This is a genomic window from Enterococcus sp. R12, assembly GCF_058135755.1.
Map to the genome: position 1 here is coordinate 1,083,131 of NZ_CM176874.1, position 13,060 is coordinate 1,096,190.

Sequence of the window (13,060 nt, forward strand, 5' to 3'; positions counted from 1 at the left end):
AACAGGCGCTACACCTGAAAAGGGCAGCACCTGTTTTTTTAGTCTAATCCCAAAAATTTCGAAGTTCCTTGGTTTTGGACTTGTAGGATTTCGGCTAATACTTTGGCATCAAATTGCCCCTCTTTATTGGCAGAATAGACATTGACCTTGAGCTGGTAGTCGGGCAAAGCATAGTTTTCAAGACTTGCTTCAAGATGCGCGACCGCTTGTTTCGAGAGTGGTTCACCGACGAGTTTTAATTCAAGGGATTGTTTCTGCTCATTAAGTGTTTGCTCCAGCAAATAATGTTCCCCCAGTTTGGCTTCTACAAAACGCTTGGCATGGTATTCCACGATGGTCGTTTGGATCGTCGTATAAACGAAGAAACTCCCAATGACCGTGATCGGTAAGGCAACCACGGCAAACTTCCACCATTTTTGGTGACGGAAATCCCCATACTGCAACAGCCAGATGGTAATGAACAAGGAAAAACAAATCAAAAAGGAATTGGTGAAAAAGAGTTGAGCGGATTCCCATGAAATCGAATAGTCTTTGATCGACAGCCCATAACCCGTTACACAAAGCGGCAAAATCAGGGACGTCCCGATGGAGACACCGATAATGACATCGTTGTCGCGGCCCCTGACTTTGGCAAATGCCAGTGCTGAACCACCGATCAATGCGACGCAAATATCCCAAATCGTCGCAGACGTTTGGGTGATGATTTCAGGTGTTGTATCTTTGACTGGCGTGAGTAAGAAAAAGGCAAATGAGATGATTAGTACGATGATGACTTGGATGCTAAAGACCAGCAGTCCTTTTTTAACCAAACGTAAATGGGAAAGACCTAAACCAAAGCCGATCCCGTTGATCCCATTTAAAAGTGGCGAAATCAACATCGCCCCGATAATCGTTGTCGTAGAGTTGTAATTCAAACCAATCGAAGCAATCAGCGTTGCACAAACTAAAAGTGCATAGACGAGCATCGTTTGGTCCATATCTTTTTGAATTTTTCCAATCAATTGTTCTTTGGAAACTAAATCAGGCGTTAAGTTCACCTTCATCATCCTTTCTGAGAAAAATCATTCTAATCTTTTCATTGTCCCTTAAATCGACTGATTTTACAAAAATCTGCGTTTATTAGGCGTTGGCAGCCATGAGAATTCAAGGATTGGGTTGCCAATCTTTTGCAAAACAGCCGATTTCCTCTAGAATAAGAAGCATAACAGAGAAATGGAAAAGGCGGGGAATGGATGAAAGATTATTTTGCGCAATACAAACGCCTGTTATCGATCGCTGAAGCAGGTTTGTACTATGGCAAAGATGTGTACGATAAGGAACGTTACCAAGAGATCAAAGAGTTGGCATTGCATTTGATGAGTACCGTCGTGGATCAAGATGCAGCTGCGTTGACCCTTTTAACAGAAAAAAATGAGGGCTATCCTGCGCCCAAAGTCGATGTACGAGCATTGATCCAAAAAGACGAAAAAATCTTGCTGGTGGAAGACAGCCTGACGAAAGAATGGTCACTGCCAGGAGGCTATGCAGAAATTGGCTTGACGCCACGGGAAAACATAAAAAAAGAAGTGCTGGAAGAAGCTGGCTTGCTCGTTGAGGTCAAGGAGCTGCGAGCAATTTTTGATACGAATCTAAGACCAGACATTCCGCAAGTGTTTCAATACTATAAGCTGGTCTTTGCCTGTGATGTTTTGGCAGGAGATTTTATCAAAAATAGTGAAACCTCTAACAGCGATTACTTTTCGTTGAAGGAGCTGCCGAAGCTTTCCATCAAGCGCACCACCAAGGAACAGTTGGAGCAATTGGTGAATGAGAAGTCGTTACACGTTGATTAGAAACAGCTAAGGGTAAGATGTTGGAAAAAGCGTTTTATTGGTTTTTTTAACTGGATAATATTTACTTGCAGATAAAGTTGGTTTATGATTGATTTCGTCGTTTTCATTATAAAAAATCAAGCAATGGCGACACCTTTGCTTGATTGCTGGAGGAGTAAAAATGAAGAATCAAATCAATTCCTTTTTTGGGCTGGATGCCTTACAAACAACGGTCAAACGAGAAATCTTAGCTGGTTTTACCACCTTTATCTCGATGGCCTATATTTTATTCGTCAATCCAACGGTCCTTGGGGCATCTGGGATGGACGAAGGTGCCGTCTTTACGGCAACGGCGTTAGCCAGCGCATTGGGCTGTATCTTGATGGGGGTTTTAGCAAAATACCCGATCGCTACGGCACCCGCATTAGGGATCAACGCTTTCTTTTCTTATTCAGTCTGTATTGGAATGGGGGTTCCATGGCAAACAGCATTAGCGGGTGTGTTTGTGGCATCACTGATTTTCATCGTGATCACAATCTTTAAATTACGGGAACTGATCATTGATGCGATCCCTGCTGATTTAAAATATGCCATCTCTGGGGGGATCGGTCTGTTCATCGCCTTTTTGGGATTGAGCGAAGGCGGGATCATCGTTTCCGACGATTCGACCCTTGTGGCACTAGGTTCATTGAGTGTCGGTACGACGTGGCTGACGATTTTTGGTTTAGTGATCACTGCCGTCTTGATGGTTCGCAGAGTTCCTGGTGGAATTTTTATCGGGATGGCCGCAACAACTGTTTTAGGTCTTTTGACTGGCTTGATCCAAGCACCATCCAGTATCGTTTCTGCTGCACCGAGTATTTCGTCCACATTCTTAGTGGCGCTAAACCATGTAGGAGACATCAACTCCCTGCAAATGTGGGTCGTAGTACTGACTTTCTTACTCGTCACTTTCTTTGATACTGCAGGCACCTTGGTGGGACTTGCCAATCAAGCGGGTTTTATGAAAGACAACAAAATGCCGCGGGTCGGCAAAGCACTTGCTTCTGACTCCACCGCCATGCTCGCTGGTGCTTTATTAGGGACCTCACCAGTAGGCGCATATGTGGAATCCTCCGCTGGGATCGCCGTGGGCGGTCGTTCTGGCTTGACTGCCGTGACGACTGGAATTTTCTTCTTGTTCGGCTTGTTCTTTTCACCATTGCTATCCGTTGTTACTTCCCAAGTGACGGCACCAGCACTGATCGTTGTAGGTGTGCTGATGGCACAATCGCTGCGAGAAATCAAATGGCACGAAATGGAAATCGCAATCCCAGCCTTCTTGATTCTACTAGGCATGCCGTTGACCTACAGCATCTCCGATGGGATCGCCTTGGGCTTCATCTTTTACCCAATCACCATGTTAGCAGCCAAACGCGGCAAAGAAGTCTCACCAATCATGTACGGCTTGTTCTTTGTCTTTCTTGGGTTTATGTGGATTTTGAATGTGTGAGAGAGACGTTTTAATGTAAACTTAGGATAGGATTTCAAGTAATAAAAAACCAGTTAAGCGTGGCTTAGCTGGTTTTTTATTATATGTCGCTTGCTATAAAAATGTTCAGAATTGAATAAGGATTTACTATCCGTGGTTTATATGCCGACGGATCAGGGCGTTGTATTGCTTAAAAAAATACTCAATGATCTGATCGATCTTCACCATATCTTGTAAAGGGAGGTTTTAGTTTCTCTACCATTCATTGATTGTAAGATTACTTTGAAGTGAAACTTCATTCCAAAATCGCCCAACCCAACAATTTTCACGCAAAACCTGCGCTTTTCTATCAGTTATTGATATAATAAAAGAAAACGCAAAGGTGGGAAATCATGACAACGATCAAGGACATTGCTGAAAAGGCGGGAGTAGCGAAAAGTACGGTTTCCCGCTATCTGAACAATGGCTATATCAGTGAAGAAAAGCGCAAAAAAATTGATCAGATCATTGCTGAAACTGGCTATCGCCCCAATACATTTGCTCGTTCGCTGAAAGCCCAAGACACGAAATTGCTGGGCGTGATCATTCCTCGACTGAATTCACCATCGACAAATGATGTGTTGAAAGGGATCGATACGACGGCACGGGAAAACGGCTATCAAATGCTAATCACCAACTCTGATCAAAGCGATGAACGGGAATTAGAAAATATCGAAATGCTGGTCAAACAAAAAGTAGCAGGGATGATCCTGTTTGCGCGCAAAATCACGCCGCAGCTGCAAGCGGTGCTGGCAGAGGTTCCTATGCCTGTTTTATTGTTAGGCCAACAGTTGGCTGGCATTCATTCCATCGTCCATGAAGATTATCAAGCTGGCAAAACCATGGCAGAATATGCAGTCAGCGCTGGCCACCGACGTTATTTATTTGTTGGTGTCAGCGAAAATGATTATGCGGTAGGTGTCTTGCGGAAAAAAGGATTTCTTGATGTCTTGGCACAAACCCCCAACGTCAAAGTCGACTTTATCGAAACGTCCTTTTCAAGAAGAGAAACGTACCAAAAAGCCCTTGTGTTCTTGAAAGATCAATCGGCAACGTACATCGCCTGTGCTACCGACAATATTGCTGTTGCTGTATTGAAAGCCGCCCATGAACTAGGGTATCAAGTGCCGCAAGACTTTTCCTTGAACGGATTTGGTGGCTATGATTCGACGGATTATGTCTATCCGACCATCACAACGACCCAATATCCCTATGTCCAATTAGGCACCGATGCCGTCTTAACGATCCAAAAACTGACGCAAGGGGAAGAGGTTCCTGAGGTGATCGAATTACCGAATCGATTAGTGGTCAAACAGTCGACTGCCAAGCGTGAAAAGCAGGAGAAATAAAGCAAACATTTTTAGAGAAAACAGGACGTCCAGTTGCGGCGTTCTGTTTTTTTATTTTCTTTGCTTGCAATTGCAAACGGTTTCTGTTAATCTACAAATGTAGAACCGGTTCCACAAATGGACCGACGATCAAAGGAGTGGGAAAAATGAAGGAACAAAAAACGATTGACCAAGTGTTAGAAGCTGTTGGCGGCAAAGAAAATGTCAAAAACTTTGAACACTGTGCCACACGTTTGCGCTTGATTTTGAAAGACGATCAGTTAGTAGATAAAGACAAGGCGGAAGCAGTTGAGGGCAGCAAGGGCTATTTTTTCAACACGGGACAGCATCAGTTCATTTTTGGAACAGGAAAAGTCAATGAAGTTTATCAAGCCTTCGCAGCAGAAATGGGCAATGACGCCTCCGCTGATAAAGCTGGCTTCAAAGATGATGTGTATTCGAATCTGTCACCCGTCCAAAAAGTTGTCCGCACGTTGTCAGATGTCTTGGTGCCATTGATTCCAGCTTTGGTAACGACGGGGCTTTTGATGGGGATTCGGGGATTATTGACCGAGTTGGGGGTCACTTATAGTGCTGACTGGTTAGCTATGTTTGAAATGTTAACGGATACAGCGTTTGCCTTTTTACCTGTTTTGATCGCCTATAGTGCGACGAAAAAATTCGGCGGTAATCCGATCATCGGGATCGTGGTAGGATTGATGATGGTGGCACCGCAATTGCCGAACGCTTGGGCAGTTGCCAGCGGGGATGCAGAGCCACTGCACTTATTCGGTTTATCGATCTCTGGGTATCAAGGGTCGATTTTTCCAGCAATTATTGTCGGGATCTTAGTTTCTAAGCTAGAAAAATGGTTCCGTAAATTTGTTCCGCAAATGATGGACTTGATCGTGACACCATTCTTAACGATTGTCATTACTTTAGGTTTGATTTTGTTTGCGTTAGGACCAATCTTGCAAGTAGCTGAAAGAGCAGTCATCAACAGTATCGTCTACTTGGTGCAAGCACCATTGGGCATCGGTTATATCATTTACGGAGGGGTTCAGCAAGTGATCGTAATCACTGGATTGCACCATTCGTTAAGTATTATTGAGTTAGGTTTATTGAATACGACAGGCGAAAACGTCCTACAAGTCTTAGGTACAGCAAGTATGGCGGGACAATTTGGGGCTGCGATTGCTGCGGCATTTATTTATAAAAACAAAGTCAAACGCTCAAATGCCATCAGTGCGGCGGTTCCAACCTTATTTGGGATCACTGAACCTTTACTATTTGGGGTCAACTTACGCTCGATGCGCATTTTTGGCGCAGGCATGCTGGGAGGCGCAGTCGGCGGGTTTGCGACGTATGTCTTCCAATTAGCTGCCACTGGGATGGGCATCACTTTTATTCCAGGCCTGTTGTTGTATACTGGAGATTTCGGTGCCATGCTGAAATACGTTGTCGTGATTTTGATTGCCTTTGGTGTCGGTTTTGCTGGTGTCCAATTGCAGCGCAAACCGCTAGCCAAAGAGTTGAACCAATAAATAATCCCTTGCTGTTCATCGGCAAGAGAAAAGAGGTACCACATTGTTAACGAAGGAATACTGGGCACAGCTTGCCCAAACCCAAAGCGAATTAGCAGAAAAAATCAGTGCTGATGCGTGGCACTTGAACTATCATTTGATGCCAGAAACAGGATGGATGAACGACCCGAATGGTCTTTGCCAATTCAAAGGAGTGGTTCATTTTTACCATCAATATGTACCGCAAACGCCCCATGGCGGGGAACCACCTCACTGGGGACACAAAACGTCGACGGATTATGTCACGTTTCAAGAAGAAGCGCTGTTTCTTTCTCCCGAACACGACTATGACAAAGACGGGGTCTACTCGGGCTCTGCCTTTATCGAGAATGACGCGATCCATTTCTTCTATACTGGGAATGTCAAACATCCTGGTGATCATGACTATACCTTTAGTGGACGAGAACAAAACACGGTCCATGTAATCAGCAAAGACGGCTATACCGTCGAAAAGCAAGAAGTCGTGATTCCTCATGAAGACTACCCTGAAGGATTTACCGATCATATTCGTGACCCAAAGGTTTTTGCCCACGAAGACACCTACTATATGCTACTAGGCGCGCGTACGTTGGAAAACGAAGGCAAAATTTTGATTTATGAATCGACGGATTTAAATGAATGGACCTATCGAGGAATCTTTTTCGGTGAGAACTATGCTCTAGGCTACATGTGGGAATGCCCAGATTACTTCCATTTAGATGGCAAAGATGTGTTGGTCTTCTCACCGCAAGGCTTGGCAGCCAAAGAACATGCCTACCAAAATATTCATCAATCAGGGTATCTGATTGGTGAGGTGGATTGGGAAACCCTGACGTTTAAAGAAACTTCTGCGTTTCGTGAACTTGATTATGGGTTTGACTTCTATGCCCCGCAAACCTTTGAAGATGAGCAGAAACGTCGGATCTTGTGGGGCTGGATGGGGCTAGGGGATACCAGTCCTGAATACAGCAACCCTACGATCCCTCGCGGCTGGCAGCATGCAGCAACGCTGCCAAGACAGCTTTCGGTCAAAAATGACCAATTGTATCAAGAACCTTTGCCAGAATTCCAAAAATTGCGGGACAAGCAAGTCAGCCAAAAAATTGTGCTATCAGAGAAACCGCAGCACTTGTCTTTCGATGAGTCGGCGTATGAGTTGCAAGTTATGGCGGAAGCCCCATTGCAGCAGTTCCAGCTTGGACTTTTGCAAGATACGACTTTGGCTTATGAAGCTGGTGTCTTCACGATCCATCATGGCGTTTCTGGCTACGGTCGTAAACAGCGCAGTGTCAAGGTCGATGAACTGATGCAGCTGCAGATTTTTGTCGATACGTCTTCGATTGAGATCTTCCTAAATGGCGGGCAATATTGTTTGACCTCTCGCGTGTATCCCAAACGGACCGAGGCGATCGCTCTCAGCGGAACCGGCACGGTTACTGTCAATACTTGGGCATTGGCGAAAAAATAAAGCAACGATCCGAAAACGACAGCAAACAGTTGGTTTTTCTTGTTGCACCCCCAAGAGTCAGCTTTTTCTCTGGCTTTTAGGGGGGCATCATACCAACTATTTTGCTGTCGTTATTTGCTTGTTACTGCTTTTGTTGGTTTTGGATAAAGGTCTGCAGCGCAGGCGCATCGATCCGATAGCCGTCTGCAGTTTTTGTGACTAGTTTTTGCGTTTTGAAATCTTTTAAGGTATACGTTAAATGGCGATAGCTCACGCCTAAGTATTCTGCGGTCTCCGTTAATTTTTCTTGAAAAAGATCATCGATCGAAGCTTCCAACAGTAGATGGGCAAGGCGCCAAGCTAAGGGGTAGGTTTGATTGACGGAAAAATGATCCATACGCAGCAGCAATTTTTCACCGATAGTTTTGCCTAGTGTTTGTACGAAAGCCAGGTCTTGCATGAGCCCGTGGGCTGCTGCTTGCATCGGAATGCCCAGACATGTTGTTTCACCGATCGCAACCACGGTTTTCGGTACTGTTTCGGCGCCAATCAACGTGAGATCGCCAATGCAATCACCAGGATGGAGAAACTGCAGCAAGGCACGTTTGCCGTTTTCTTGCGTTTGAATGATCTTGGCTTTGCCAGTCAATAGGACGAAAAAGACCGACATCGGCACCGTTTCTTTTTGGATCGCTTCTCGATGATCAAAGGTCCAGAGGGCACTTTGTTGTAAAATCTCCTCAGGAATCGGCAAGGGGCAGCTTTCTTTGATTGGTACCTGCTTTATTGCCAAGGCATAAGCGGTTTTTTTCACTTTTTCCCTCCAAACTAGGAGAAATCTCCTATTTGTTTTTAGTCAGTATAGCACATACTTAGAAAAGCAAAAAAGAAAGTGTGGGAGAAAAATGAATAAAAAGCAATGGATAGGATCAGGGATTTTTTATGGGTTGAGTGCATTCGGGATCAGCTTGACCATTAAGGCAAGCGTTGGGGTCAGTAGTTTTAATGCCTTGAATGTTACGCTGGCAACGATGTCAGGAATCAAAGTCGGCACCATCACAACAGCCATCAACTTGGGCTTTTTAGCTGCCTGTTGGCTATTGGATCGGCGGCAGACGTCCCTCAAACAAAAAGGCAGTGAGTACTTGACTATGTTTTTTGCTTTGCTGGCATTCGGCTATTTGATCAATGGCTTTGTTTACTACTTCTTGGCATCGCTGCACTTGACGAATTATTGGAGCCAACTAGCTGCTTTGATCGGTGGGATCTTGATTTCTGGAACCGCGACGGGGCAAGTCCTACGGTTGCAGGTCTTGAAATTTCCAATCGAGCACTGGTGTCATTTGCTGGCGCAACGCAGTCGTTGGACTTTTAAGCAGTACCGTTATGGCGTTGATGCAGTCTGTATTTCGGGGGCACTCTTGCTAGCGATCAGTTTGGGCTTGCCGCTAGCGGTGAGGGAAGGGACGGTCATTAGTTTCTTTTTGCTGTCTGGTGCCATTGCTTGGTCGAAGGAACGTGATTTGGCTTTGGTAATACTGACACGGCAAAAGCGTCAAGGGTAAATCCTTCAACGTCTTTTGATCTTACGCATCAAATTGCACAGTGATCCCAGATTTCGTCAATTGTTCCCATTCACGGATCGTTGGCAAGCGACCTTGACAAAATAGCTGATCGTCAACATACACGAGTGGCAGACAGCTGCGCCCATTGCTTGCTAATTGCTGGCTGACGGCTTGATTCGCATGGAAAGGGGCAGGATCTTCTGTAAAAAAATATTCGTCGATCGTTAAAGGTTCGTTATGGAATGTTTGATGAGCCTGGGTCCTTTCTTCATTTATTTTTAACTGGTGAGTCAAGTGTGCTTCCCAAGTATCTTTTTTCTGGTCGGCATAAATAGCGATCGTTGGCATTGCATCAAATCCTTTCATGGCAGCTGATTTGTCAAAAGTATACCTGAATTTCTTGCTACGAGCAAAAAAGAGTATCAAAAAGAAGTGAAACGACAAAAAAAGACGCAAATGCGTCTTTTTTTTTTTTCTTATTCGTCAGCGGGTAAAAAATCGAAATTGGTCAACTCGTTGTAAGAATACGCTTGGTCGATTTGACCTTTGTCTTTCGTCCAAGCAATGATCGCGTCGAATTGCTCTTGCGGCACTTGCTGAGCATACGGATAGTCTTCCTGGCTGTCTAAGTAAGTACTCATAGCATCGGGAAATTGATAGTCTGCCAAGATGTCGGCATAGTCTTTTGCTGAATGAGCATTCATGTAATCGATGGCTTCGTTGTAAGCAGTGTAGAATGCTTTTAGGTCTTGCGGGCGATTTTGGATAACTTCGTCCATAAATTGCAGTGTGCCGCCTTTGATGCCAGCATCTTTAGAGCTGCCTAAAACAATCGCCCCTTGGGCAGCCAACATGCTGGCTTGCGGTTCCGTATAAACAGCGCCATCGACTTGGTCATTGAGCAATGCTTCGGAACGGGCAGAAAAAGAAGCGATATCCACGATGTCATAGGTAAAATCATTTTCCTGTGCAAATTGGTCCATGATGTATTCTAAAATGAAATTCGGTACAAGGGTGATTTTTTTATCCGCTAACCCTTTCATCTCAGTGATCCCTGAATTCGGTGAAGCGAGAATCTTGAAGTTTTCCAAAATATCAGAAGTGATCGTCATATCAATGCCGTTTTGCTTAAAGGTCGCTTCTGTCATGACATCGCTGATCGTACCATCCAGCTCGCCTGCCTGCACCGCCACATTGCGGTCATTCGGGGAAGTGAAGGATTTGAGTTCCACAGTCAATCCTTGCTTTTCGAAAAAGCCTTCTTCTTTTGCTAGAATGATCGGAATCGCTGATTCTGCTGGTAACACCCCGATCGTCAATGTTTGATCTGTGACCGCAGCTTCTGTACTGCTAGTGCTGGAATTGCTGGTACTTGCTGTTTCGCCAGTGTTACCGCAGGCGGCAGCGCCAACAGCGAATAGTGCTAGGATACTTGCTAAAATCGTTTTTTTCATTGGTTCATTTCCTCGTTTCTAAATCGTTGTTCAAAAGCAGCCAGTGGTAGTGAGAACGGGATGACTGCCCGATGGAGTTCCATTGGCTTGGTTTGTGCCGTGTTGATACCTGGTTTGGTGGTAAATGCTAGAACGAAGCCTTCCTTTTCCAAGGTAGCGATCGTCTGTGGATCATAAAAGCCAAAGGGATAGGCAAAAACATCCTTGATGGCCACGTGCTGATTGCAGCTTCGTAAGTCTTGCGCAAAGGCTGCTGGTGTTTCCCACATCGAACGCCCTTGCTGGTCCTTGCGTTCGTGAAAATGATCGGTATGGTTGGCATATTCGAAGACATCGCTCATTTCGGCTAATTCGCCGCTGCTCAATGTCCGCGAAACTTCTGGCTCGTAAGGCAGAGGGGCATCAAAAAGCCAGCCAGTCACGACAAAGGCTGTTGCCTTGAAACCAGCTTCTTTCAACAGTGGGTAGGCATATTCTTTCATCGATTGATAGCAGTCGTCAAAGGTCAGCAACACGGATTTTTCTGGTAGCGGCTGCTGCCGGAAATAAAAATCTTTGACTTCTGCAAGGGTCAACGTATGGTAATTTTCTGCTTTCAAAAAGTCGATTTGTTGTTTAAAATGAGAAGTGCTATTGAATAAGGGCAGAGGCAAGGCATCTTGATACCCGTCTGCGACTTTGATCGGGCGGACCTGATCATAAAGTTCTGCTTCGGGACGTATTTCATGAAATACGAGGGTCTGAAACATCATAAACCATCCTTTCTTGTCAATCACGCAAAAAATAGTATAGCATAAAATGTGAAAACCAACACAAATAATTTGAAGAAAGAAGTTTATTCTCTGATGAGTATTCTATTCGATTCCGTTTCCTTTACCTATGGAGATACCGCCATTTTTAAAAACCTTTCGTTTTGTTTTGAACAAGGCGCGACCTATGTGCTGCTGGGAGAATCGGGGATTGGCAAAAGCACGCTTTTATCCTTGATCAAAGGGTTGCAGCGACCGCAATCAGGCACGATCACTTACCAAGGCTGTTCCCCTGACAACATCGAGGTCGTTTTCCAAGAACTGCATTTGTTTCCTTGGCAAACAGTCTACCAAGCACTGGAAATGCCGCTGATTATCAACCAAACCCCTAGTGAGCGCCGTAAAAAACGGGTCGCCAGCTGTTTGGCTGAGTTGGGATTGACGCAGGTGCAGGACCGCTATCCGCATCAGCTTAGCGGCGGTCAAAAACAGCGGGCCGCCATGGGGCGGGGGCTGATCACACAGCCCGATGTTTTATTATTGGATGAGCCGACTGCTTCGCTGGACCAAGAAACCAAAGCAAACGCCCAAGCCATGATCGCTGCCCAACAGCAGCGCAGACAAAACAGCTTGATCGTGGTGACCCACGATCCAGAAGAGGCAGTGTTTTTGGGGCAGACGATTTTGCTGCTAAAAGATCAGGGCGTTACGCCGATCAGTAATCCTTTTTACGGCAGCCAGCAGGAACGAGACTCGTTGGCTTTTTATGAAGTCGTCTTGCAGTTAAAAGAACAAATGAGGGAGGCGAGGCAATGAAAACCATCAAATCTTTTGCTTGGGGCTTCTGTTCGTTTGTCTTGGTTTGGTGGGGCGTAAGCTGGGTGACCAACAATCGCTCACTGCCTAATCCTTTAGAAACGGCCGAACGTTTTTGGGCACTGCGAGAAGTCTTACTGATTCACACAGGTGCCAGTTTGCTGCGGGTATTTGCGGCGTTGAGTGGGGCGTTGCTAGTCGGTGTGCCGTTAGGAATCTTGATTGGGCGATCCCAAAGAGTGGATCGGCTGCTTGGTCCACTGCTTTACTTTTTATATCCGATTCCTAAAGTTGCGTTTTTACCCGTCTTTATGATTTTCTTTGGCTTAGGCAATCTCTCAAAAGTTCTCTTGATTTTTGCGGTGATCGTCATTCAAGTGATCGTCTCGATTCGTGATGCAGTCACAAAGATCCCGCCAGCGTATTTTCAGGTCATGAAAAATTATACTAACCAATGGCACTATGTCTTGCGCTTCGTTATTTTGCCCGCGCTCATGCCCGCGCTTTTTGCCAGTGTGCGGGTCAGTATCGGGATCGCGTTGGCTTCCCTCTTTTTTGCCGAAAATTATAACACGACGTATGGTGTCGGCTATCTGATCTTAAGTGCGTGGTCAAAAATGGACTACCCACAAATGCTTTCGGGTATCCTCCTGATTGCTTTGATGGGCTATCTGCTTTTTGCCAGTATCGATTGGTTGGAAAAAGTGGTGTGCCGTTACCGACAATCTTAGAAAAGAATGATCGATTGATAAATGTTTGCAGCAGTTCGTGTATTTTTGAACAAAATGATTTATACTAAGGATATCTTATTGAGAATC

At 45.2% G+C, this 13,060-nt stretch carries 13 protein-coding genes; 8 read left to right on the forward strand and 5 right to left on the reverse strand.

What is annotated here, in order from left to right; genetic code table 11:
• Positions 1–38 precede the first annotated feature (38 nt).
• Positions 39–1,043, reverse strand: a complete 1,005-nt coding sequence (locus ACTW1R_RS05050) for a DUF389 domain-containing protein (RefSeq protein ID WP_270290573.1) — start codon at positions 1,041–1,043, stop codon at positions 39–41.
• A gap of 189 nt (positions 1,044–1,232) precedes the next feature.
• On the opposite strand from ACTW1R_RS05050, the gene ACTW1R_RS05055 reads away from it, so the two are divergent.
• The 5 genes from ACTW1R_RS05055 (at position 1,233) to ACTW1R_RS05075 (ending at position 7,679) form a co-directional block, all read left to right on the forward strand.
• Positions 1,233–1,832 (forward strand): NUDIX hydrolase N-terminal domain-containing protein, encoded by a 600-nt coding sequence (locus tag ACTW1R_RS05055; RefSeq protein ID WP_489927483.1) that lies wholly within the window; start codon positions 1,233–1,235, stop codon positions 1,830–1,832.
• A 160-nt stretch (positions 1,833–1,992) separates the two neighbouring features.
• Positions 1,993–3,303 carry an NCS2 family permease gene (locus ACTW1R_RS05060; protein ID WP_270290571.1) on the forward strand — a complete coding sequence of 437 codons (1,311 nt, stop codon included), beginning with the start codon at positions 1,993–1,995 and terminating at the stop codon, positions 3,301–3,303.
• A 371-nt stretch (positions 3,304–3,674) separates the two neighbouring features.
• On the forward strand, positions 3,675–4,670 hold the full coding sequence (locus ACTW1R_RS05065; RefSeq protein WP_200126396.1) for a LacI family DNA-binding transcriptional regulator: 996 nt from the start codon (positions 3,675–3,677) through the stop codon (positions 4,668–4,670).
• 146 nt (positions 4,671–4,816) lie between these two features.
• Positions 4,817–6,193 carry a PTS transporter subunit EIIC gene (locus ACTW1R_RS05070; RefSeq protein WP_015509272.1) on the forward strand — a complete coding sequence of 459 codons (1,377 nt, stop codon included), beginning with the start codon at positions 4,817–4,819 and terminating at the stop codon, positions 6,191–6,193.
• Between the two features lie 43 nt (positions 6,194–6,236).
• A complete protein-coding gene (locus ACTW1R_RS05075; protein WP_489927484.1) occupies positions 6,237–7,679 on the forward strand; it encodes a glycoside hydrolase family 32 protein in 1,443 nt (480 codons plus the stop codon).
• 121 nt (positions 7,680–7,800) lie between these two features.
• On the opposite strand, the gene ACTW1R_RS05080 is transcribed toward ACTW1R_RS05075, so the two are convergent.
• Positions 7,801–8,472, reverse strand: coding sequence for a cyclic nucleotide-binding domain-containing protein (locus ACTW1R_RS05080; RefSeq protein WP_005225467.1), 672 nt, complete (start codon positions 8,470–8,472; stop codon positions 7,801–7,803).
• A 91-nt stretch (positions 8,473–8,563) separates the two neighbouring features.
• Between ACTW1R_RS05080 and ACTW1R_RS05085 the strand changes: the two genes are divergently transcribed.
• Complete coding sequence (locus ACTW1R_RS05085; protein ID WP_270290568.1) at positions 8,564–9,223, forward strand: YczE/YyaS/YitT family protein; 660 nt, start codon at positions 8,564–8,566, stop codon at positions 9,221–9,223.
• 21 nt (positions 9,224–9,244) lie between these two features.
• Here the strand turns inward: ACTW1R_RS05085 and ACTW1R_RS05090 are convergent, their stop codons facing one another.
• The 3 genes from ACTW1R_RS05090 to ACTW1R_RS05100 are packed head-to-tail and all read right to left on the reverse strand — an operon-like array spanning position 9,245 to position 11,426.
• On the reverse strand, positions 9,245–9,649 hold the full coding sequence (locus tag ACTW1R_RS05090; protein WP_325836478.1) for an arsenic metallochaperone ArsD family protein: 405 nt from the start codon (positions 9,647–9,649) through the stop codon (positions 9,245–9,247).
• Positions 9,650–9,699: 50 nt separating this feature from the next.
• Positions 9,700–10,677: an ABC transporter substrate-binding protein gene (locus ACTW1R_RS05095; protein ID WP_270290566.1), complete on the reverse strand. Its 978-nt coding sequence runs from the start codon at positions 10,675–10,677 to the stop codon at positions 9,700–9,702.
• On the reverse strand, positions 10,674–11,426 hold the full coding sequence (locus ACTW1R_RS05100; RefSeq protein ID WP_489927485.1) for a polysaccharide deacetylase family protein: 753 nt from the start codon (positions 11,424–11,426) through the stop codon (positions 10,674–10,676). Before ACTW1R_RS05100 ends, ACTW1R_RS05095 begins: the two co-directional genes overlap by 4 nt.
• 96 nt (positions 11,427–11,522) lie before the next feature.
• Here ACTW1R_RS05100 and ACTW1R_RS05105 point away from each other — a divergent pair, with 96 nt between their 5' ends.
• Entirely contained in the window at positions 11,523–12,242 is a 720-nt protein-coding gene (locus ACTW1R_RS05105) for an ABC transporter ATP-binding protein (RefSeq protein ID WP_010747744.1), read from the forward strand.
• Positions 12,239–12,973, forward strand: coding sequence for an ABC transporter permease (locus ACTW1R_RS05110; RefSeq protein WP_325836344.1), 735 nt, complete (start codon positions 12,239–12,241; stop codon positions 12,971–12,973). Before ACTW1R_RS05105 ends, ACTW1R_RS05110 begins: the two co-directional genes overlap by 4 nt.
• The last annotated feature ends 87 nt before the right edge of the window (positions 12,974–13,060 follow it).